Source organism: Streptomyces sp. NPDC027672 (genome assembly GCF_055566335.1).
This window is the reverse complement of record NZ_JBVHSO010000006.1, coordinates 378,921-400,861: the sequence shown is the minus strand read 5'-3', so window position 1 is coordinate 400,861 and position 21,941 is coordinate 378,921. Positions and strand designations below refer to the sequence as shown.

Genomic DNA, 21,941 nt, shown 5'->3' with positions numbered 1-21,941 from the left:
CCGCATTGGCGCTTGATCAAATTATCGGGCTATTGATCGTGAATTCCTTCACGACATTCCGGAGGGCCGGCGGAAAACGACAAGGGCCCTGCTGAGCAGGGCCCTTGGACGTACGGGTACGACGGCTGGTCAGACGAGCGCCGTGGCCGGCGGGGTGGTCGGCCAGGTCATGCGGATCAGTCCGCCGCCCGGTCCGGTGCTGACCTCCACGTCGTCGACGAGGCCGCTGATGACCGCGAGGCCCATCTCGTCCTCCTCGATCTCCGCCTCGACGTCCTGCGCGCCGGGCGTGTCGCCGCCCGGGACGGCGTGCGGCGCCTCGTCGCCGACCTCGATGGAGAACTGTTTCTCCTCTTCGATCAGCGCCACCTTCACCGGTGCCGTGACGCCACTGCTCTGGTGCAGTCCGACGGCGCGTGAGCAGGCCTCGCCCACGGCGAGCCGCACCTCGTCGAGGACGGCCTCGTCCACTCCGGCCCTGCGCGCCACCGCTGCCGCCACCAGCCGGGCGGTCCGGACGTGCTCGGGCAGCGCGCTGAAGCGGAGTTCGACGGTGGCCATGCATCCCCCTCGCGACTACGGGCGTGCGGTCGACGGCGGGCCGCCGGGCGACCCGCCCCCTGCGTGTACATCTGTGCCCCGGGCCGTCCGTCCGCATCCTTCGCCTGGCCGCGTCGGCCGATACCGGTCGCTGTCGGCCTTTGTCGGCCGGTGTCGGCCGGTGTCGGCCGGGCAGTCATATCGGCCGGGCGGTCGTATCGGTCGGCCGGTTCCGGCGGGCCGGTACCGGCCGGGGAGGCTGGGACCGACCGCGGCGGCGGCCAGGGACGGACCGGCCGGCGACCGCGCCCCGGCAGGAGCCCGGGCGCCGGCGACCGGTCCGGATCGGCCGGTGACCGGTCAGCGGCCGAACAGCCGGTGACCGGTCGGCCGGCGAGCGGTCAGTCGGTGGCCGCGACCGCTTCCTCGACCGAGTTGTGGATCGGGAACACCTTGGTCAGGCCGGTGATCCGGAAGATCTTGAGAATGCGCTCCTGGTTGCAGACCAGGCGCAGCGAGCCCTCATGGGCACGCACCCGCTTCAGGCCGCCGACCAGTACGCCGAGCCCGGTGGAGTCGAGGAAGTCCACGCCCTCCATGTCGACGACGAGGTGGAAATTCCCGTCGTTCACCAGCTCGACCAGCTGCTCGCGCAGCTTGGGCGCGGTATATACGTCGATTTCGCCACCGACCTCGACGACCGTACGATCGCCGACGGTACGGGTCGACAGGGACAGGTCCACGGATCCTCCAGCACCTTGCTATCGAGCGGTCGCCCCTCGGGCTCTCGGCTTGCGACCCCCGGGACGCAACGCCAGCCGCCATGGCATTCAATCACTTACGGCAGGCGTGCACGACGCCTTGACCCCATTGTCCGTCACGCCGGTGACACACTCGGTGCCGATGGCCAAGAATCACCGATCCGATCGAACCCCGGCGGCCCCGGCGTCCCGCCCGTCTCCGGGCGCGGTCCTGGACCGGCTCGCCTCCGGGCCGAGCCGCGCCGCGCGCATCACTCATACGGAGCACTTGCCCCCGCGAGCGGGCCGCCATGCCGTCTGGCCTGACCGTATTCGGGCCGAGGTGATCGCGGCCGTCCAGGCGTGCGGCATCGAGCATCCCTGGGCACACCAGGCGCTGGCCGCCGAGCACGCCCTGGACGGCGAGTCGGTGGTCGTCGCCACCGGCACGGCGTCCGGCAAGTCCCTCGCCTACCTCGTGCCCGTCCTGTCCGCCCTCCTGGACGGCTCCGAGGCCCCCAACGGGCGTGGCGCCACCGCCCTGTACCTGGCCCCCACCAAGGCGCTCGCGGCGGACCAGTGCCGGTCGGTGAAGGAACTTTCACAACCACTCGGCACCTCGGTGCGCCCCGCGGTCTACGACGGCGACACGCCGTTCGAGGAACGGGAGTGGATCCGCCAGTACGCCAACTACGTCCTGACCAACCCGGACATGCTGCACCGCGGGATACTCCCCTCCCACCCGCGCTGGTCCTCCTTCCTCAAATCGCTCCGTTACGTCGTCATCGACGAGTGCCACACCTACCGGGGCGTCTTCGGCTCGCACGTCGCCCAGGTGCTGCGCCGGCTGCGCCGCCTGTGCGCCCGCTACGGCTCCTCCCCCGTGTTCCTGCTGGCCTCGGCGACCGCCGCCGAGCCCGCGGTCGCCGCCCGCCGGCTGACCGGCCTGCCGGTCGTGGAGGTCGCCGACGACGCCTCCCCGCGCGGGGAGCTGGTCTTCGCCCTCTGGGAGCCGCCGCTCACCGACCTGCACGGCGAGCGGGGCGCACCCGTCCGGCGTACCGCCACCGCCGAGACCGCCGATCTGCTGACCGACCTCACCGTGCAGGGCGTGCGCTCGGTCGCCTTCGTGCGCTCCCGGCGCGGCGCCGAGCTGATCGCGCTCATCGCCCAGGAGAGACTCGCCGAGGTGGACCGCTCTCTGGTCCGGCGTGTCGCGGCCTACCGCGGCGGCTACCTCCCCGAGGAGCGCCGCGCCCTGGAGCGCGCCCTGCACTCCGGTGAACTCCTGGGTCTCGCCGCCACGACGGCCCTGGAGCTGGGCGTGGACGTCTCGGGCCTGGACGCGGTGGTGATCGCCGGCTACCCGGGCACGCGCGCGTCCCTGTGGCAGCAGGCGGGCCGCGCGGGCCGCTCCGGCCAAGGCGCCCTCGCGGTCCTCGTCGCCCGCGACGACCCGCTGGACACCTTCCTCGTCCACCATCCCGAGGCCCTGTTCGACCAACCGGTGGAATCGACGGTCCTGGACCCCGACAACCCGTACGTCCTCGCCCCGCACCTGTGCGCCGCCGCCGCCGAGCTGCCGCTGACCGAGGCGGACCTCGCCCTCTTCGGCCCCGCCTGCGCGGACGTGCTGCCGCAGCTGGAGGCCGCGAAGCTGCTGCGCCGCCGCACGCGGGCCTGGCACTGGACCCGCCGGGAGCGGGCCGCCGACCTCACCGACATTCGGGGCACCGGCGGCCGCCCGGTGCAGATCGTGGAGTCCGGCACGGGCCGGCTGCTCGGCACGGTCGACGCGGGCGCCGCGCACTCCACGGTCCACGAGGGCGCCGTCCACCTGCACCAGGGCCGCACCTATCTGGTGCGCTCCCTGGACCTGGAGGACTCGGTGGCCCTGGTCGAACAGGCCGACCCGCCCTACTCGACGGTCGCCCGCGACACCACGTCGATCTCCGTCCTGGAGACCGACACCGAGGTCCCGTGGGGCGCCGGCCGCCTGTGCTACGGCTCGGTGGAGGTCACCAACCAGGTGGTCTCCTACCTCCGCCGCCGCCTCATCACCGGCGAAGTGCTGGGCGAGACGAAACTCGACCTCCCTCCCCGTACGCTGCGCACCCGCGCGGTGTGGTGGACGGTCACCGAGGACCAGTTGGACGAGGCCCGGATCACCCCGGAGATCCTCGGCGGCTCCCTGCACGCCGCCGAGCACGCCTCCATCGGCATGCTGCCTCTCTTCGCGACCTGCGACCGCTGGGACATCGGCGGTGTCTCGGTCCCGCTGCACCCCGACACGCTCCTGCCGACGGTCTTCGTCTACGACGGCCAGCCCGGCGGCGCGGGCTTCGCCGAGCGTGCCTTCCACACCGCACGCGCCTGGCTCGCCGCCACCCGCGAGGCCATCGCCTCCTGCGAGTGCGACGCGGGCTGCCCGTCCTGCATCCAGTCCCCCAAGTGCGGCAACGGCAACGACCCGCTGCACAAGAGGGGGGCGGTACGGCTCCTCACGGTGCTGTTGCGGGGAGCCCCGGAGGAACCGCCGGAGGAGAAGGCCGAGGAGCGGCCGGTGGAGAAGGCGGCGGAGAGGGCCGGGGAGACGGCTGTGGGGGAGGCGGTGGAGGAGGCCGAAAGGGGTTAGCGGCAGGCCGGTGTGGTCCGGGACCCTCCGTCCGGCGCGGCGGGTCCCGGGGGCGCGTGAGTCAGCGTGGCCGGGACCCGTCGGACACCGCGGGTGGGCCGGGCGGTCCGGTCCCGGGCCCGTCCGGCGCGCCGGGCGGCACCGGGCCCGGCGGTCCCGCTCTCGCCCTGACCTCCACCGTGAACGGGCCTCTCCCGGCCGCCGCCGTCACGTCCGAGGTGTCGCCCACGATCACGCACCGCACCAGCCGCACACCCTGGGCCGCCGCCAGCCGACCGGCCCGGGCGCAGGCCGCCGTGCCGCCCTGCGTCCAGTGGTCCGCCGCGGCGAGCGCCGCCAGGTCCGCGCCGCCGGCCGCCCGGTGCCGTACGACGACGGCGTGCCCGAGCGCGAGCACGGCGCCGAACACCGCGCACAGCACGGCGATCGCCCCCAGGCTCCACACGGTCGCGGACCCCCGGTCCGACTCCTGACTCCGCCCCGCCGGACGGCCCTCCGCACCGCCCGGCACCGCCGCCTGCCCTCCCCGGGCCCGCCGCAGACCCGTCCACCACCGGCCCGTCCGCCCCCGGCCCGGAGACGCTCTTCCGCTCTCGGTGTGCCACCGCCCGCCGGCCGGTTCGGTTCCGTGCGTCACGGCCCCGCCTCCCCCGTCCCCACGGTGTCCTCGGCGAGTGCCACCGCCTCCTCCCGCACCTCGAAGGGCAGCCCCGTCAGCATCGGCGGACGGGCCACCACCGTCACCCGGACCCGGTCGCCCTCGCGGGTGACGGTCACCCTGGCTCCGCGCGGCGCCGCCTGCCGGGTCACCGTCACCACCGACTCGGCCGGGTCCTGCCGGGCGGCGGCCCGGGCGCCCGCGCGGGCCGCGTCCACGCACTCGATCCGCGCGGCCACCGCGAGCAGCCCCCAGACCAGCGCCATCGTGAACGCCACCAGCACGGACAGCACCACGGCCGCCTCCGCGGTCACGAACCCCCGGTCCCCGCCCCGCTCACATCCGCGCACCGAGGGCCTTCTTCACGATCTCCTGGAGTTCCGCCTGCACCTGGCCGCTGGTGACGACGTGGTAGAGCACCACCGCGAATCCGACGGCCGCGATAATCCCCATCGCGTACTCGGACGTCACCATCCCGGCGTCCTCACGGCACGCCCCGTGCGCCCGGGCCACCGCTTCCCTAATCTTTCCGAACATCTCAACCCCCGTAAGGTCGGTTCTCTCTGTCTCGTTTGTCTCGTTGGTCTCGTTTGTCTCGTCGGTTTTTGTCTGCTCTGGTCCGTACGTGCCTGTGCCGGTCCGTACGCGTTCTGGGTGCCTGCTCGTCTCCCCGTGTCCCTCCGCTCCCGGCGTCTCAGCCCCCTCCCGTCACCCCGCTCGCCAGTCCGATCACCACGGGCAGCACGCCGACCGCGATGAACGCGGGCAGGAAGCACAGGCCGACCGGCGCGGAGATCAGTACGGCCGCCCGGCGGGCCCGGGCCGTGGCCGCGCGGGTCCACTCCGCGCGCGCGTCCGCCGCCAGACGGGTGACCGGGCCGGCCGCGGGCAGCCCGGACTCACCGGCCCGCTCCAGCAGCCGCGCCAGGGCACCGGCGCCGGGCAGCAGGGCCAGGCCCCGCCAGGCGTCCACGGGTGCGCCGCCGAGCCGGACCTCCGCCGCGCCCCGCGCCAGCGCCTGGCCGACGGGCCCGCCGAGGGCCTCTCCCACCGCCTGGGCGGCGATCACCGGACCGGCGCCGGCGGCGATGCAGGCGGCCAGCAGATCGGCCGCGAGAGGGAGCTGACGCGTCGCGCCCGCGGTGTCGGCCGTCTCCCGCCGCCCGGCCGCCGTCTCCCGCCGGCCGCGCCACCGCCACAGCACCGCGCCGGCGCCCAGCCCCAGCACGACCCCCAGCGCCCCGCCCGCCAGCACCCACACACCGCACGCCGCGCCGGCCAGCGGCAGACACCGCCGTACGACATCCGGGACCGCGAACCGCGTCTTCCCCGGGGCTTCCCCGTGCGCGTCGCGTCCCAGCAGCCCGGCCGCCCGGCGCCGCTCCCGGCGCCGCCGACGGGCCAGCTCCAGCCGCCGTACGCCCCAGCCGAGGACCAGCAGCAGGACCCCGGCCGTCCCCAGCCTGTGGACAACGTCCCCGCTCACACCGCCTCCGCTCCCCGCACGATCCGCGTCGCCCACCACATCCCGGCCGCCTCCAACACCGCGCCGGTCACCAGGCAGCCGAGGCCGGCCCCGCTGTGCAGCAGCACGCGCAGCGGATCGGCGTCCATGGCCGTGCCGAACAGCAGTCCGAGGGCGGGCAGGGCGGCGAGCAGCACCGTGGTGGCCCGGGCGCCCGCCAACTGGGCCCGCAGATCGGCCCGCTGGTCCCGCTCGGCGCGCAGGGCGCCGTCCAGCCGGTCCAGGCCGGCGGCCAGCCCCGCGCCCTGGTCCACGGCCACCCGCCAGCACGCGGCGAGTCCGAGCAGCCCCTCGGCGCCCGGCCGCCGTGCCGCCACGGCGAGCGCGCCCGGCACGTCACCGCCGAACCGCGCCGCCGCCACCACGGCGGCCCGCGCGGCACCGAGCCCGCCGGAGTCCGCCGCGGCCCGCAGCAGCGCCGCCCCCGGCTGCCGTCCCGCCCTGACCTCCCCGGCGAGCGTCCCGCACAGGGCGATCACCGCGTCGGCCCGCCGCTCCCGGACGCGCCGGGCCTGCCGGGCCAGCCGTACCCGGCGCAGCACCGGCACCCCGGCCGCCCCCGCGACGACCGGAAGCACCGAGGCGCCCCACAGGGCGATCACCACCCCGGCCCCGAGCGCCGCCCACTCGGCCCCCACCCGGTCGCGCCGGCGCCGCAGTTGCGCGAGCGCCCGCTCCCACGCGGGCGGCCCGGTGGCCACCACGCCGCCGCCGGCCAGCAGCAGCCGGGCCCGCCGCGCCCCGTCAGGCCGGCCGCCCAGCAGCCACGCCAGCGCGCCGAGGCAGAGCACCGCGGCCCCCATGGACGTCTCACCCATCGCTCCCGTCACCTCTCTCATCGCTCCGCACCTCACCGGCTCGCCCTCTCGCCCGCGCACCGCCGCAATTCATCCGCCCCCGTCCTCCCCGGAAGCCCCCAGCAGGTGCCGCAACCGCTCCCAGCCCCGCTCCCGCGCGAACCCCCGCTCGCCCCAGCGCAGCGCCGGGACCGTCCGCACCAGCCCGCTGGCATCCCGCTCCAGTACGTGCACCTCGTCGATCCGGCGCCGCCCGGACCGGTCCCGTACGAGGTGCACCACCACCGACAGGGCCGCCGCCAGTTGGCTGTGCAGCGCGACCCGGTCCAGTCCGGCAGCCGTGGCCAGCGCCTCCAGCCGGGCCGGCACATCCGCGGCGGCGTTGGCGTGGACCGTGCAACAGCCGCCTTCGTGGCCGGTGTTGAGGGCCGCGAGCAGATGGACGACCTCCGGTCCGCGCACCTCGCCGACGACCAGCCGGTCCGGCCGCATGCGCAGCGCCTGCCGCACGAGGTCCTCCAGGGTGACCAGGCCGGCGCCCTCCTGGTTGGCCGGCCGGGTCTCCAGCCGGACGACGTGCGGATGGTCGGGCCGCAGCTCGGCCGCGTCCTCGGCGAGCACGATCCGCTCGCCCGGCCCGGCCAGCCCCAGCAGGGCGCTGAGCAGGGTCGTCTTGCCGCTGCCGGTCCCGCCGCTGACCAGGAAGGACAGCCGGGCCGCGAGCAGGGCCCGGAGGAACCGGTCGCCGCCGGGCGGGACCGTGCCGGCCGCGACCAGTTCCTCGACGGTGAAGGCCCGGGGCCGCACCACCCGCAGGGCCAGGCAGGCGCAGCCCACGGCGACCGGAGGCAGCACCGCGTGGAAACGAGTGCCGTCCGGCAGCCGGGCGTCCGCCCAGGGCCGGGCGTCGTCCAGCCGGCGTCCGGCCACCGCGGCCAGCCGCTGCGCGAGCCGCCGTACGGCCGCCGCGTCCGGGAAGGTGACCGTGGTCAGCTCCAGGCCGCCGCCGCGGTCCACCCACACCCGGTCCGGGGCGGAGACCAGTACGTCGGTGACGTCCGGGTCGGCGAGCAGCGGCTCCAGCGGGCCGGTGCCGACGAGTTCGGAGCGCAGGTGCTCGGCCGCGCCCAGGACCTCGGCGTCACCGAGCACCCGGCCCTGTTCGCGCAGCGCCTGGGCCACGCGCGCGGGAGTGAGTTCGGCGCCGCTCTCGGCGAGCCGGCGGCGGACGCCGTCGAGCAGGGCCGCACCGTCGGGCAGACCGAGTCCGGGCAGGGTCACCGGGTGCCTCCCGCCTCGACGAGCGCGCGCTCCCAGAAGCCGGCGCAGAAGCGGGCGAGCGGGCCGCGCCCCGTCGCCCCGGGCGCCTTGGCGCCGCCCTGCGGCCGCAGCAGCGCCGGTTCGACGGGCACCCGGCCGGCCAGCGGCAGGCCGAGCAACCGGGCCACCTCGTGGTCGTCCAGGCCGGACGCGTACGGCCCGCGCACCGCCACCCGCAGGTCGCGCACGACCATGCCGACGGCGGAGGCGACCCGGCCGGCGGCGGCGACCGCCCGCAGTTCGGCCGGGACGAGGAGCAGGGCCAGGTCGAGCTGGGCGAGGGCCTCGGCGACCCCGTCGTCGAGCCGGCGGGGCAGGTCGACCACGACCGTGCCGCCGCGCCGCCGGGCGGCGGCCAGCACCGCGCGCACGGCGGGCGGCGGCACGGCGACGCAGTCCCCGCGGTCCCAGCTCAGGACGCGCAGCGAGTGCAGTTCGGGCAGCGACTCCTCCAGGGCGCCGCCGCCGACCCGGCCGCGGGAGGCGGCGAAGGCGGGCCAGCGCAGCCCTTCGGCGCCCTCGCCGCCGAGGAGGACGTCGAGTCCGCCGCCGAGCGGGTCGGCGTCCACCAGGAGGGTGCGCAGCCCCTCGCGCGCGGAGGTCACGGCGAGCGCGCAGGCGAGCGTGGACGCCCCGGCCCCGCCCCGGCCGCCGATCACGCCCACGGTGAGGGCCGGGCGGCCGAGGCCCTCGGCGACGTCGGCGATGCGGTCGACCAGCCACGGTTCGCCGTCCGGAAGCATCAGGACGTGGTCGGCGCCGAGCTGGACGGCCCGTTTCCACACCCCCGGGTCGTCCTGGTCACGGCCGACCAGCACCACTCCGGGCCGGCGCGCGGCTCCGCTCACCCGGCGGGCGGCGTCGTCGCCGACGAGGACGAGCGGGGCCGCCGTCCAGCCGTCTCCGGCCTGCGGAACACCGTGGTGGACCTCGGGCGTGGCGCCCGCCGCCGCGCACAGGCGCAGCAGATCGTCCAGGAGCAGGGCGTCCTCGGTGACGATGAGCGGCCGTCCGGGACGGTCCGCGGGGCCGGGCGGCGGGTCGTGGGTGACGGTTCCGGTCACGGGTGTTCCCCCTTCGCTGGGCGGGCCGCGCGGCCCCGGCGGCCACGCGATTCCCCAAGATGTGAAGAGCCGGTAAGCGGCCTCCATAAGAGCGGCCGACAGAAACCGGCCAAACGCGCTCCCGGCAATCGGAACCGGCCATGAACTCGCCGCGACGTGAGCGCGCTGTAATCACGGTGCCGCGCTCCGCGAAATAATGGGGATCTTGGTCGATAACTGTGGACAACCCCGGCCCCTGTGAATAACTCCGTCACCCATACCGGTGAGACCGGCGCCGATCCCGCGGCGACTTCTCCGAGCATCCCTATGATTACCGTCAGTGACAGATCATGGGCATGCGAGCGCCGCGGCCCGGACGGCGCGAGGCCGGCCCGGTGGCCGCGTACGGAAGGAAGGAGAGGGAGAAAACCCACCCGGACATGCGACGACCCCCGCCGGGGGGGGAGAGCGGGGGTCGTCCCCACGGCCGACTCGGGGGGGGGAGGAGTCGGGCCGGGTTAGCACGGTCGCGAACGATCCGTGACTTCCATGGTGTACCCGAGAGCCTTCTCAGGCAAACCCACGCGCCCCACCTTACGCCGAATGGTGGGCGCCTATGCTCAGGGGCGTGGAAAACCACTCCTCGCCCCGCGCAGCGGCCTTCTTTGACCTGGACAAGACGGTCATTGCGAAGTCGAGCACGCTCACCTTCAGCAAGTCCTTCTACCAAGGAGGGCTGATCAACCGCAGGGCTGCCCTTCGTACCGCATATGCCCAGTTCGTCTTCCTGGCCGGCGGTCTGGACCACGACCAGATGGAACGCATGCGGGAGTATCTCTCCGCGCTCTGCCGCGGCTGGAACGTCCAGCAGGTGCGGGAGATCGTCGCCGAGACCCTGCACGACCTGATCGACCCGATCATCTACGACGAGGCCGCCTCCCTCATCGAGGAGCACCACGCGGCCGGCCGGGACGTGGTGATCGTGTCCACCTCGGGCGCGGAGGTGGTCGAACCGATCGGCGAACTGCTCGGGGCGGACCGGGTGGTGGCCACGCGCATGGTCGTGGGCGAGGACGGGTGTTTCACCGGCGAGGTGGAGTACTACGCCTACGGTCCGACCAAGGCGGAGGCCATCAGGGAACTGGCCGCGTCCGAGGGCTACGACCTGGCCCGCTGCCACGCCTACAGCGACTCGGCGACCGACCTGCCGATGCTGCGGGCCGTGGGGCACCCGCACGCCGTGAACCCGGACCGCGCGCTGCGCCGTGAGGCCGTGGCGAACGGCTGGCCGGTGCTGGAGTTCCGCCGCCCGGTCCCGCTCAAGAAGCGGCTGCCGGCGTTCTCCGTGCCGCCCCGCCCCGCGCTGGTCGCGGCGGCGGCGATAGGCGCGGCGGCGGCGACCGCCGGACTCGTCTGGTACGCCAGCCGCCGGCGCGGCACGGCCTGACCGGCCCCGCCGGGCGCTCCGAGACCCGGCGCGGCATCGCCTGTCCAGCCACGTCGGGCGGCTGCCAAGTCCCACCCGGCACCGCCTGAACGGTCCCGCCGACACCGTGACGCCCGGCACGGCACCACCCGATCAACCCCGCCGGGCGCTCCGAAGCCGTGCCGGGAAGCGCCCTTTTCGCACCGTTCCAAGGGGAAAGTAAAGAAGTGCGGGCAGGGGTACCGCTTTCTCCCGACTCGGGGTACAAAGAAGTCAGGCCCGCGAGACCAGAGGACATCCGAGAGGATCCCCTGTCACTACGCACCTGGCCCCACGGACCCCCGCATGCACACCGGGCACCCACGCGACGTCGACCCGTCGATTACGGGCCAGCCGCACCAGGGACGGGCAAAGCACCCCGGCCTGATGGGCGAATATCGAGGACGCTTGGTCACCGGGTGAACATGCCAGCGGCGGTACGAGAACTCGTACCGCCGCATTCCTTGTCCGGGTGCCGGTTCAGGCCGCGCCGCGCTGCAGCGCCTCGCACACCGCCGTCGACTCGCGCACGCCCAGCTCGACCGCCCGGCCGCAGTGGGCGATCCAGGCGGCCATGCCCTCGGGCGTGCCGGAGACGTACCCGTCCAGGGCGGCCAGGTAGGAGGCGCGGCCCAGTTCGGCGTAGCCGACCTCGGCCGGGCAGACCGCCTTCGGGTCCAGCCCGCTGCCGATCAGCACGATCCGTTCGGCCGTGCGCGCGACCAGGCCGTTGTGGGAGGCGAAGGGGCGCAGCGCGAGCAGTTCCCCGTGCACCACGGCGGCCGTCACCAGCGCGGGGGCCGAGGTGCCGGCGATGATCAGGTCCGCCAGCCCCTCCAGCCGGCCCGAGACCTCCCCGGCGTCCGGCAGCGGCAGTTCGACCAGCGGCTCGTCCACCGGCTCGCCGGCCAGGCGCGGCCTGCCGACCCGGCCGTCGTCGCTCGCCGCGGCCACCAGGTGCAGCCGGGCCAGCACCCGCAGGGGCGACTGGCGCCAGATGGACAGCAGCTGTCCCGCCTCGGCCGTGAGCCGCAGGGCCGCTCCCATGATCCGGGCCTCGGGCTCGGTACCGAAGTCGGTGCGCCGCCGCACCTCCTCCAGGGCCCAGTCCGCGCCGGACAGCGCCGCCGAGCCGCGGGCGCCGCGCAGGGCAGCCTCGGCGGTGATCTCGTTGCTGCGGCGCCGCATGACACGGTGTCCGTAGACCCGGTCCACGGACTTGCGCACGGACTCCACGGACTCGGCCACACCGGGCAGCGTGCCCAGGGCCGCGAGGGGGTCACCCCTATCGGCGGTCGCGCCTGTCGTACTCATGGGTACGACAGTACGCATGCTCGGGACCCACCCCACGAAGGAGTGGTCTTCTTCACGTTCCGGCGCCACCCACTGCTACCGCACCACTACGCTTGGTGAACATGAAAATTGCTTTCGTCGGGAAGGGCGGCAGCGGCAAGACGACGCTCTCCTCCCTCTTCGTCCGCCATCTCGTGGCCGCCGGGGCCCCGGTGGTCGCCATCGACGCGGACATCAACCAGCACCTCGGCCCGGCCCTCGGCCTCGGCGAGGAGGAGGCGGCGGCGCTGCCCGCCCTGGGCGGACAACTGCCGCTGATCAAGGAGTACCTGCGCGGCACCAACCCGCGCATCGCCTCGGCCGCGGAGATGATCAAGACGACCCCGCCCGGCGAGGGCTCGCGGCTGGTCCGGGTGCGGGAGCCCAACCCGGTCTACGACGCCTGCGCGCGCCCGGTGGAACTCGACGGCGGCGCCGTCCGTCTGATGGTCACGGGCCCCTTCACGGACGCCGACCTGGGGGTCGCCTGCTACCACTCCAAGACCGGAGCGGTGGAGCTGTTCCTGAACCACCTCGTCGACGGCGCCGACGAGTACGTCGTGGTCGACATGACGGCCGGATCGGACTCCTTCGCCTCCGGCATGTTCACCCGCTTCGACATGACGTTCCTCGTCGCCGAGCCGACCCGGAAGGGAGTGTCCGTCTACCGCCAGTACAAGGAATACGCCCGGGACTTCGGCGTCGCCCTGAAGGTCGTCGGCAACAAGATCCAGGACCCGGACGACGTCGAGTTCCTGCGCGCGGAGGTCGGGGACGACCTGCTGGTGACAGTCGGGCGGTCGGACTGGGTGCGCGCCATGGAGAAGGGCCGCCCGCCCCGGTTCGATCTCCTGGAGGAGGCCAACGCCGGTGCCCTGGAGACCCTGCGGGCCGCCGTGGACGCCACCTACGAGCGGCGCGACTGGGAGCGCTACACCCGCCAGATGGTGCACTTCCACCTGAAGAACGCCGAATCCTGGGGGAACGAGCGCACCGGGGCCGACCTGGCGGCGCAGGTCGACCCCCGTTTCGTGCTCGGCGAGAGCGTGGCAGCGCCCGCCTGACGCCTACCGCTTGTCCGCCGGCGCCCCGGGCACTCCCCTGGGCGCCGGGGCCGGGCGGCCGGCCAGGAAGGACGCCCAGCCCTGCCGCGGCGCCTCACCGACCTCCAGGGTGCGCAGCCTCGCCAGGGTCTGCGGGTCCTGGGCGTCCAGCCAGTCGGCCAGCTGGTGGAAGGAGACACAGCGCACGTCGGGCTTGGCGCACACCTCCTTGACCACCTGTTCCACGGCGCGCATGTAGGTGCCGCCGTTCCAGGACTCGAAGTGGTTGCCGATGATCAGGGGTGCGCGGTTGCCGTCGTAGGCGCGGTAGAAGCCCTTGAGGAGGCCGTCGCGCATCTGGTCGCCCCAGTAGTCGAACTTGTCGGGGTCGCCCTGGGTCTCGGTGCCGGACTGGTTGACCATGAAGTTGTAGTCCATGGTCAGCTGCTCGTAGGTGTGGCCCGGGAAGGGCACCAGTTGCATCGACAGATCCCACAGACCGCCCTTCTTCTTGGGCCAGACCTGGTTGTTGACTCCGCTGGAGTCGTAGCGGAAGCCGAGGTCCTGGGCGGCCTTGACGAAGTTCTTCTGCCCTTCCAGGCAGGGCGTGCGGGCGCCGATCAGCTCCTTGTCGTAGTCGAAGGGCAGGGCGGACGCCTGCCGCATGCCGGTGGTGGTCCGCCAGGACTTCACGAACCGTTTGGCCTGGGCGATCTCGCTCTTCCACTCGTCCACCGACCAGGTGCCGACCCCGCCGTCGGGCCCGCAGAAGTGGCCGTTGAAGTGGGTGCCGATCTCATTGCCCTCCAGCCAGGCCAGCCGTACCTGCTCCAGGGTGTCGGCGATGCCCCGCTCGTCGTTGAAGCCGATGTCGGAGCGGCCCGCCGGGTGCTGCGGCGGCTTGTAGAGGTCGCGTTTCTCCTCCGGCAGCAGGTACACACCGCTGAGGAAGTACGTCATGGTCGCGTTGTTGTCCTTGGCGACCTGGCGGAAGTGCGAGAACAGCTTCTGGCTGTCCTCGCCCGCGCCGTCCCAGGAGAACACGACGAACTGCGGCGGCTTCTGTCCGGGGCTCAGCCGCTCGGGTCTGGGCAGATGCGGCTGGGAACCGGTGTACGCGGTGGATCCGTCACCGATCGGCCGGAGCACGCTGCCCGGTGCCGGCGCGCCCCGCTCCGGGCCGGGCGCCCCTTCCTTCGTGCGGACCGGGTCGCTCGCGCAACCGGCGAGCGACGCCGCACAGGCCGCGGCGACCATGGCGCCGACGGCGATCCTCTGCTGGGTGGCGGCCATGTTCCGCCCACCTTCTTCCTTCTCTCAGGCACACGTTGACGAGGGCCGTTTCTGGTGATGTGCCGGGCTTGTCCCGGCAGCGCCGTCAAGGTCGCACGGGAGCGAGAAGGAATTAGTACGACAAGCCGATCAAATGATTAGTTCACCCTGACGCGCGATCTTCTGCGCTGTTTGCCATGGAAAACTATGCTTTGTCTTTACGTGGCATTACGCTTCCTTTACCGAGCGTTACTCCATCCCGCCGCCCCGGAGGAGACGGGACATGCCAGCCTGCGCACCGCCCCCCGCCCAGCGCCCTCGCCCGCCCCACCACACCCATCCGCCGCACGCCCCCGCGCCCGCACGCCGCCGCCTCCCCGTCGCGGGCGCCGACCTGTCCGCGGCCGTCGCGGTCTTCCTGATCGCCCTGCCGCTCTCCCTCGGCATCGCCCTGGCCACCGGCGCCCCGCTGCAGGCCGGTCTCGTCGCCGCCGCGGCCGGCGGGGTCGTCGCCGGCCGGCTGGGCGGCTGCCCGCTCCAGGTCAGCGGGCCCGCGGCCGGACTCACCCTGGTCACCGCCGACCTGATCCACCGTTACGGCTGGCAGGCGACCTGCGGTATCACCGTGCTGGCCGGCCTCGCCCAACTCGGCCTCGGCTGCCTGCGGGTGGCGCGCGGCGCGCTCGCGGTCAGCCCGGCCGTGGTGCACGGCATGCTCGCCGGCATCGGCGTCACCATCGCCGTAGCCCAGGTGCACATCGTCCTCGGCGGCAGCCCGGACAGCTCCGTCCTCGCCAACCTGCGCCGGCTACCCGCCCAGGTGGCCGACCCGCACCCGGCCGCCGTGGCGATGAGCGCGCTGACCCTGGTCCTGCTGGCGGCCTGGCCACGCCTGCCCGGCCGCGCCGGACGGCTGCTGCGCGGGGTGCCGGCCGCCCTGGTGGCCGTCACCGGGGCGGCCGGCACCGCCGCGCTCGCCGGACTGGCCCTGCCCCGGGTCGACCTGCCGTCCTGGCACAGCCACGCCCTGGCCGGGCTGCCCGAGGGCCCCGCGCTCGGCGTCGCCGCGGCCGTGCTCACCACCACCCTGGTGTGCAGCGTGCAGTCGCTGCTCGGCGCGGTGGCCGTGGACCGGCTGACCGCCACCCGGCCGGACCCCGGGCCCCGCGCCGACCGCTCCGACCTGGACCGTGAACTGCGCGGCCAGGGCGCCGCCAACATCGTCTCGGGCGCTCTCGGGGGACTGCCGGTCGCGGGGGTCGCGGTGCGCAGTACCGCCAATGTCACCTCGGGTGCGGTCAGCCGGAACTCCACGATGACGCACGGCGTTCTCATAGCAGGCGCCGCGCTGCTGGCGGTCCCGGTCCTGGAGGAGATCCCGCTCGCCTCCCTCGCCGCCCTGGTGCTGGCCGTCGGCATCCAGATGGTGTCCCCGCACCACATCCGCACGGTGACACGCCACCGCGAAGTGCCGGTCTACGCCGCGACCGCACTCGGCGTGGTCTTCCTCGGTGTCCTCCAGGGCGTATTCCTCGGGATCGCCGTGGCGGTCGCCCTCGCCCTGCACCGCCTCACCCGCACCCGCGTCACCCATGAAGAGAGGAAGGGAGTCCACCACGTCCGGGTCCGCGGCCAGTTGACCTTCCTCGCGGTGCCCCGGCTCAGCAGAGCCCTGCACCTCGTACCGCACGGCGCGCACGCCGTCGTGGAGTTGGACGGCTCGTTCATGGACCACGCGGCGTACGAGTCGCTGCGGGACTGGCGCGGCGCCCACACCGCGCGGGGCGGGACGGCCGAGCTGGCGGGCCGGCGGGAGGGGATCCGGACCGCCGGACCGGCCCCGGCCGCCGGGCGTCGGTGCCGCCCCCGGCCCCCGAGGCGCGACCACCGCTCCCCGGCCGCCGGACCACCCGCCGCCGGGCCACCCGCCACCCCGGACGCACCGGCGGCCGGCCGGGAACCGGCCCGGGACAGCGACCTGCCCCAGCACACGGAACCGACCCGGACCAGCGGCCCGACCTGACACGCGGAACCGACCCCGGACGGCAACCCGACCCAACGCACGGAACCGACCCCGGACAGCAGCCCGCCCCAGCACACCACCGCACCACCCACAGGCACCGAACCGACGCGGCCCGCCCCGGACGCAGGACCTCACAACCGGACGACCGCCGAGCCCACGCACCCCACCCAGCACGCAGGACCCCACAGCCGAGCAGCCACCCCGCCCGCGCGGCCCGCCCAGGACACGCGACATCCCGGCCGGCATCGGCGGAGGTGAGGCGGCGCACGGACCGGTGCCGCCCGCCCGGCGTCGACAGGTCTAAACCAATTTCCCCGTCGACCCTTGTCATCGGCCCCCCGCGTCTGATGAGCTGTGGCCTGGGACACAACGGACACCCTTGGAAAGGGAGATGTCGTGAGCAACGAGAGCCTGGCCAACCTGCTGAAGGAAGAACGCAGGTTCGCGCCCCCCGCCGACCTGGCCGCGCACGCCAACGTCACGGCGGAGGCGTATGAGCAGGCCAAGGCTGACAGGCTCGGCTTCTGGGCCGAGCAGGCCCGCCGGCTGACCTGGGCCAAGGAACCGACCGAGACGCTGGACTGGTCCAACCCGCCGTTCGCGAAGTGGTTCAAGGACGGCGAGCTGAACGTCGCCTACAACTGCGTGGACCGTCATGTGGAGGCCGGTCACGGGGACCGCGTCGCCATCCACTTCGAGGGCGAGCCCGGCGACAGCCGCGCGATCACCTACGCGGAGCTGAAGGACGAGGTCTCCAAGGCCGCCAACGCCCTGCTGGAGCTGGGCGTGCGCAAGGGCGACCGGGTCGCCATCTACATGCCGATGATCCCGGAGACCGCGATCGCGATGCTGGCCTCGGCCCGGATCGGCGCGGCGCACTCGGTCGTCTTCGGCGGCTTCTCGGCGGACGCGCTCGCGACCCGCATCCAGGACGCGGACGCCAAGGTCGTCATCACCGCCGACGGCGGCTACCGGCGCGGCAAGCCGTCCGCGCTGAAGCCGGCCGTGGACGAGGCGGCGGCCAAGGCCGGCAACGTCGAGCACGTCCTGGTGGTGCGCCGTACCGGCCAGGACGTCGGCTGGACCGAGGGCCGGGACGTGTGGTGGCACGACCTGGTGGGCCGGCAGTCCGCCGAGCACACCCCGGAGGCGTTCGACGCGGAGCACCCGCTGTTCATCCTCTACACCTCCGGTACGACAGGGAAGCCGAAGGGCATCCTGCACACCTCCGGCGGCTACCTCACCCAGACGGCCTACACCCACTGGGCGGTCTTCGACCTCAAGCCGGAGACGGACGTGTTCTGGTGCACGGCCGATGTCGGCTGGGTGACCGGCCACTCGTACATCGTGTACGGCCCGCTGGCCAACGGCGCCACGCAGGTGATGTACGAGGGCACGCCGGACACCCCACACCAGGGCCGGTTCTGGGAGATCGTGCAGAAGTACCAGGTCACGATCCTCTACACCGCCCCGACCGCGATCCGGACGTTCATGAAGTGGGGCGACGACATCCCCGCCAAGTTCGACCTGTCCTCCCTGCGGGTGCTCGGCTCGGTGGGCGAGCCGATCAACCCCGAGGCGTGGGTCTGGTACCGCAAGCACATCGGTGCCGACCGGACGCCCGTCGTGGACACCTGGTGGCAGACCGAGACCGGCGCCATGATGATCTCGCCGCTGCCCGGTGTCACCGAGGCCAAGCCCGGTTCCGCCCAGCGCCCGCTGCCCGGCATCAGCGCGACCGTCGTGGACGACGAGGCGAACGAGGTGCCCGACGGCGGCGGCGGCTATCTGGTGCTGACCGAGCCGTGGCCGTCGATGCTGCGCACCATCTGGGGTGACGACCAGCGGTTCATCGACACCTACTGGTCGCGCTTCGAGGGCCGGTACTTCGCCGGCGACGGGGCCAAGAAGGACGACGACGGGGACATCTGGCTGCTGGGCCGGGTGGACGACGTGATGCTCGTCTCCGGGCACAACATCTCCACCACCGAGGTGGAGTCGGCGCTCGTCTCGCACCCGTCGGTCGCCGAGGCCGCCGTCGTGGGCGCCACCGACGAGACCACCGGCCAGGCCATCGTCGCCTTCGTCATCCTGCGCGGCACGGTCACGGAGGACGACGCGCTCGTCGGCGAGCTGCGCAACCACGTCGGCGCCACCCTCGGCCCGATCGCCAAGCCGCAGCGGATCCTGCCGGTGGCGGAGCTGCCGAAGACCCGCTCCGGCAAGATCATGCGCCGTCTGCTGCGGGACGTCGCCGAGAACCGCACCCTCGGTGACGTGACCACCCTGACCGACAGCGCGGTCATGGACCTCATCCAGGCCAAGCTGCCGGCGGCGCCCGGCGAGGACTGAGCGACAGGAGTGAACGGCGGCCCGCGGGGCACCCGGCGAGCGACGTGCCGGGTGCCCCGCGGGCGTCTTCGGTGAAGGCCCCGCACCCGGCCCGCGCCACTTTAGGTAAACTAAGCAAAGTGTCGCAGGACGTGACACGTCAGGTGCGCCGGGAAGTCTGGTCGGCATGTGAGTTCCGCCTGCCTTTCGGAGGTCTCCCGTGACCACGCCCGACACCCGCACCACCGCCCGCAAGGTCCTCGGCCGGCTCTCCCTGCCCGAGCGGACCTACGTCGCGGACGCGCTGCGCACGGAGACCGTCGGCGGTGTCCTGCTGCTCCTCGCCGCCGTGGCCGCGCTGACCTGGGCGAACATCCCCGGCCTGCGCCACGCCTACGAGACGGTCGGCCATTTCGAGCTCGGCCCCGGCGCACTCGGCCTGCACCTCTCGGTCGCCCACTGGGCCGCCGACGGACTGCTCGCCGTGTTCTTCTTCGTCGCCGGCATCGAGCTGAAGCGCGAGCTGGTCGCCGGGGACCTGCGCGACCCGAAGGCCGCCGTGCTGCCCGTGGCGGCGGCGCTGTGCGGCATGGCCGTACCCGCGCTCGTCTACACGCTCACCAATCTCGCCGGGCACGGCTCCCTGGGGGGCTGGGCGGTGCCCACCGCCACCGACATCGCCTTCGCGCTCGCCGTGCTCGCGGTCATCGGCACCTCCCTGCCCAGCGCCCTGCGCGCCTTCCTGCTCACCCTCGCCGTCGTCGACGACCTCCTGGCGATCCTGATCATCGCGGTCTTCTTCACCGAGCGGCTGAACTTCGCCGCGCTCGGCGGCGCCGTCGCCGGCCTCGCCGTCTTCTGGCTGCTGCTGCGCAAGGGCGTGCGCGGCTGGTATGTGTACGTGCCGCTCGGCGTCGTCGTCTGGGCGCTGATGTACAACAGCGGCGTGCACGCCACCATCGCCGGCGTGGCCATGGGCCTGATGCTGCGCTGCACCACCCGGGAGGGCGAGCGGCACTCGCCGGGCGAGCGCATCGAGCATCTGGTGCGGCCCCTGTCGGCCGGACTCGCCGTGCCGCTGTTCGCCCTGTTCAGCGCGGGTGTGTCGCTGTCCGGCGGGGCGCTGGGGGACGTGTTCACCCACCCCGAGACGCTCGGTGTCGTCCTCGGCCTGGTCGTCGGCAAGGCGATCGGCATCTTCGGCGGCACCTGGCTGACCGTCCGCTTCACCCGCGCGCGACTCAGCGAGGAACTGGCCTGGGCCGACGTCTTCGCCATGGCCACGCTCGCCGGGATCGGCTTCACGGTCTCGCTGCTCATCGGTGAGCTGGCCTTCGCCGGCGACAGCGTGCTCACCGACGAGGTGAAGGCCTCCGTCCTGGCCGGCTCGCTGATCGCGGCGGTGTGCGCGACCGTGCTGCTGAAGCTGCGCAACGACCGGTACCGCAGGCTGTGCGAGGAGGAGGAGCGCGACGAGGACCTCGACGGCATCCCGGACGTCTACGAGCAGGACGACCCGGCGTACCACCTGCGGATGGCCGAGATCCACGAGCGCAAGGCCGCCGAACACCGGCGGCTGGCCGCCGAGCGGGCGGCCGCGGCGCGCCACGGGCTTGCGGAAGTGCCGGGCGGGGCAGGCGAGGAGGGCGGCCGTCCGGCATGATCTGACGAGACGGTACAAAACAAGACGGCCGCACACGCGGCGGCTGCCCGGACGGCCGTACGAGCACCACGGCCGGCGGCGCAGCACCTGCGCGGCACGAGACTCTGAGGGAGAACGCGATGAGCGCACCCGACGGCAGCCCGGTCGGCGCCGAACGCAGCATCGGCCAGCTGTTCGCCTCGGCGACGACCGAATTGTCGGCGCTGGTGCACGACGAGATCGCGCTGGCCAAGGCCCAGCTCAAGCAGGACGTGAAGCGCGGCGCGGTCAGCGGCGGCGCCTTCTCGATGGCCGGCGCCGTACTGGTGTTCTCCCTGCCGATGCTCAACTTCGCCCTGGCCTACGGCATCCGCACCTGGAGCCACTGGAACCTGGCGATCTGCTTCGTGCTGTCCTTCGCGGCCAACGTGCTGGTCGCCGGCCTCCTCGGGCTCATCGGCCTGGTGTTCGCGAAGAAGGCCAAGCAGGGCCGGGGCCCGCAGAAGACGGCCGCCTCGATGAAGCAGACGGCAGGCGTCCTGCAGAACGCCAAGCCGCACCCGCGCCCGGAACTGCCCGGGGAACCGGCTCCCGCCGCCCTCGAGGCTGTGGCACGCTCGTCGTCATGACCGACCCAGCCGCCTCCTCCTCCGTCCGGATCGGCCTCCCGGACGGAAGCCAGGTCACCCACCGGGACGTCGCCGCCAACGGCGCCCGCTTCCACATCGCGGAGCTGGGCGACGGGCCCCTGGTGCTGCTCCTGCACGGCTTCCCGCAGTTCTGGTGGACCTGGCGGCACCAGCTGGCCGCGCTCGCCGGCGCGGGCTACCGGGCGGTGGCGATGGACCTGCGGGGCGTCGGCGGCAGCGACCGCACGCCCCGCGGCTACGACCCGGCGAACCTGGCGCTGGACGTCACCGGGGTGATCCGCTCGCTCGGCGAGCCGGACGCCGCGCTGGTCGGCCACGACCTCGGCGGCTATCTGGCGTGGACGGCGGCGGCCATGCGGCCCAAGCTGGTACGGCGCCTCGCCGTGGCGTCCATGCCGCACCCGCGGCGCTGGCGCGCGGCGATGCTGCGGGACGCCCGGCAGACGGCCGCCAACTCCCACATCTGGGGCTTCCAGCGGCCCTGGCTGCCCGAGCGCCAACTGACCGCGGACGGGGGCGCGCTGGTGGGGAAGCTGATCCGGGACTGGTCCGGACCGCGGCCGCCGGAGGACGCGGCCGTGGAGACGTACCAGCGGGCCATGTGCATCCCCTCCACGGCGCACTGCTCCGTCGAGCCGTACCGCTGGCTGGTGCGCTCCCTGGCCCGTCCGGACGGCGTGCAGTTCTACCGCCGGATGAAGCGGCCCGTACGGGTGCCGACGCTGCATCTGCACGGCTCACTGGACCCGGTGACCCGCGCCCGCAGCGCGGCCGGTTCCGGGGAGTACGTGGAAGCGCCGTACCGCTGGCGGCTGTTCGACGGTCTCGGGCACTTCCCGCACGAGGAGGACCCGGCGGCCTTCTCCACGGAGCTGATCAACTGGCTGAAGGACCCCGAGCCGGACAGGTGACCGTTTGGTGACGG

Annotated in this window: 19 protein-coding genes; 8 read left to right on the top strand and 11 right to left on the bottom strand. The window is 73.7% G+C overall.

The genetic code is table 11. From position 1 onward, the window contains the following. Window positions 1-129: 129 nt before the first annotated feature. Window positions 130-561 (bottom strand): ATP-binding protein, encoded by a 432-nt coding sequence (locus ACZ4SV_RS17685; RefSeq protein WP_365873755.1) that lies wholly within the window; start codon window positions 559-561, stop codon window positions 130-132. Window positions 562-941: 380 nt separating this feature from the next. Next, window positions 942-1,283: an anti-sigma factor antagonist BldG gene (gene bldG, locus ACZ4SV_RS17680; RefSeq protein WP_365873753.1), complete on the bottom strand. Its 342-nt coding sequence runs from the start codon at window positions 1,281-1,283 to the stop codon at window positions 942-944. A 160-nt stretch (window positions 1,284-1,443) separates the two neighbouring features. Here bldG and ACZ4SV_RS17675 point away from each other — a divergent pair, with 160 nt between their 5' ends. Next, window positions 1,444-3,915: a DEAD/DEAH box helicase gene (locus ACZ4SV_RS17675; protein WP_468005260.1), complete on the top strand. Its 2,472-nt coding sequence runs from the start codon at window positions 1,444-1,446 to the stop codon at window positions 3,913-3,915. A 61-nt stretch (window positions 3,916-3,976) separates the two neighbouring features. On the opposite strand, the gene ACZ4SV_RS17670 is transcribed toward ACZ4SV_RS17675, so the two are convergent. From ACZ4SV_RS17670 to ssd, 7 genes are all read right to left on the bottom strand, one after another. After that, window positions 3,977-4,426: an Rv3654c family TadE-like protein gene (locus ACZ4SV_RS17670; protein ID WP_468005258.1), complete on the bottom strand. Its 450-nt coding sequence runs from the start codon at window positions 4,424-4,426 to the stop codon at window positions 3,977-3,979. A 122-nt stretch (window positions 4,427-4,548) separates the two neighbouring features. Further along, window positions 4,549-4,887 carry a TadE family type IV pilus minor pilin gene (locus ACZ4SV_RS17665; protein WP_468005257.1) on the bottom strand — a complete coding sequence of 113 codons (339 nt, stop codon included), beginning with the start codon at window positions 4,885-4,887 and terminating at the stop codon, window positions 4,549-4,551. Window positions 4,888-4,909: 22 nt separating this feature from the next. Next, window positions 4,910-5,047 (bottom strand): DUF4244 domain-containing protein, encoded by a 138-nt coding sequence (locus ACZ4SV_RS17660; protein WP_397947861.1) that lies wholly within the window; start codon window positions 5,045-5,047, stop codon window positions 4,910-4,912. A gap of 220 nt (window positions 5,048-5,267) precedes the next feature. Beyond that, window positions 5,268-6,059, bottom strand: coding sequence for a type II secretion system F family protein (locus ACZ4SV_RS17655; protein ID WP_468005255.1), 792 nt, complete (start codon window positions 6,057-6,059; stop codon window positions 5,268-5,270). Further along, complete coding sequence (locus tag ACZ4SV_RS17650; RefSeq protein WP_468005253.1) at window positions 6,056-6,916, bottom strand: type II secretion system F family protein; 861 nt, start codon at window positions 6,914-6,916, stop codon at window positions 6,056-6,058. The genes ACZ4SV_RS17655 and ACZ4SV_RS17650 overlap by 4 nt, the downstream gene beginning before the upstream one ends. A gap of 69 nt (window positions 6,917-6,985) precedes the next feature. After that, on the bottom strand, window positions 6,986-8,176 hold the full coding sequence (locus ACZ4SV_RS17645) for a TadA family conjugal transfer-associated ATPase (protein ID WP_468005251.1): 1,191 nt from the start codon (window positions 8,174-8,176) through the stop codon (window positions 6,986-6,988). Continuing rightward, window positions 8,173-9,279, bottom strand: a complete 1,107-nt coding sequence (ssd, locus tag ACZ4SV_RS17640) for a septum site-determining protein Ssd (protein WP_365875604.1) — start codon at window positions 9,277-9,279, stop codon at window positions 8,173-8,175. The genes ACZ4SV_RS17645 and ssd overlap by 4 nt, the downstream gene beginning before the upstream one ends. Before the next feature lie 595 nt (window positions 9,280-9,874). Between ssd and ACZ4SV_RS17635 the strand changes: the two genes are divergently transcribed. Next, window positions 9,875-10,705, top strand: coding sequence for an HAD family hydrolase (locus ACZ4SV_RS17635; protein ID WP_468005249.1), 831 nt, complete (start codon window positions 9,875-9,877; stop codon window positions 10,703-10,705). A 498-nt stretch (window positions 10,706-11,203) separates the two neighbouring features. Here ACZ4SV_RS17635 and ACZ4SV_RS17630 read toward each other — a convergent pair whose 3' ends face one another. Beyond that, window positions 11,204-12,037: a Fic family protein gene (locus ACZ4SV_RS17630; protein WP_468005247.1), complete on the bottom strand. Its 834-nt coding sequence runs from the start codon at window positions 12,035-12,037 to the stop codon at window positions 11,204-11,206. 101 nt (window positions 12,038-12,138) lie between these two features. Here ACZ4SV_RS17630 and ACZ4SV_RS17625 point away from each other — a divergent pair, with 101 nt between their 5' ends. After that, entirely contained in the window at window positions 12,139-13,119 is a 981-nt protein-coding gene (locus ACZ4SV_RS17625) for an ATP-binding protein (RefSeq protein ID WP_468005245.1), read from the top strand. A gap of 3 nt (window positions 13,120-13,122) precedes the next feature. Here ACZ4SV_RS17625 and ACZ4SV_RS17620 read toward each other — a convergent pair whose 3' ends face one another. Then, window positions 13,123-14,391, bottom strand: coding sequence for a polysaccharide deacetylase family protein (locus ACZ4SV_RS17620; RefSeq protein ID WP_468005243.1), 1,269 nt, complete (start codon window positions 14,389-14,391; stop codon window positions 13,123-13,125). A gap of 262 nt (window positions 14,392-14,653) precedes the next feature. Between ACZ4SV_RS17620 and ACZ4SV_RS17615 the strand changes: the two genes are divergently transcribed. The 5 genes from ACZ4SV_RS17615 to ACZ4SV_RS17595 all read left to right on the top strand — a co-directional run bounded on the left by ACZ4SV_RS17615 (window position 14,654) and on the right by ACZ4SV_RS17595 (window position 21,927). Next, window positions 14,654-16,393, top strand: a complete 1,740-nt coding sequence (locus ACZ4SV_RS17615; RefSeq protein WP_468005241.1) for a SulP family inorganic anion transporter — start codon at window positions 14,654-14,656, stop codon at window positions 16,391-16,393. Between the two features lie 396 nt (window positions 16,394-16,789). Further along, a complete protein-coding gene (gene acs, locus ACZ4SV_RS17610) occupies window positions 16,790-18,745 on the top strand; it encodes an acetate--CoA ligase (protein WP_397947870.1) in 1,956 nt (651 codons plus the stop codon). Window positions 18,746-18,944: 199 nt separating this feature from the next. Beyond that, complete coding sequence (gene nhaA / locus ACZ4SV_RS17605) at window positions 18,945-20,387, top strand: Na+/H+ antiporter NhaA (protein WP_468005239.1); 1,443 nt, start codon at window positions 18,945-18,947, stop codon at window positions 20,385-20,387. Between the two features lie 119 nt (window positions 20,388-20,506). Next, window positions 20,507-20,995: a phage holin family protein gene (locus ACZ4SV_RS17600; RefSeq protein WP_365873765.1), complete on the top strand. Its 489-nt coding sequence runs from the start codon at window positions 20,507-20,509 to the stop codon at window positions 20,993-20,995. Further along, window positions 20,992-21,927 (top strand): alpha/beta fold hydrolase, encoded by a 936-nt coding sequence (locus ACZ4SV_RS17595; protein ID WP_468005237.1) that lies wholly within the window; start codon window positions 20,992-20,994, stop codon window positions 21,925-21,927. The genes ACZ4SV_RS17600 and ACZ4SV_RS17595 overlap by 4 nt, the downstream gene beginning before the upstream one ends. The last annotated feature ends 14 nt before the right edge of the window (window positions 21,928-21,941 follow it).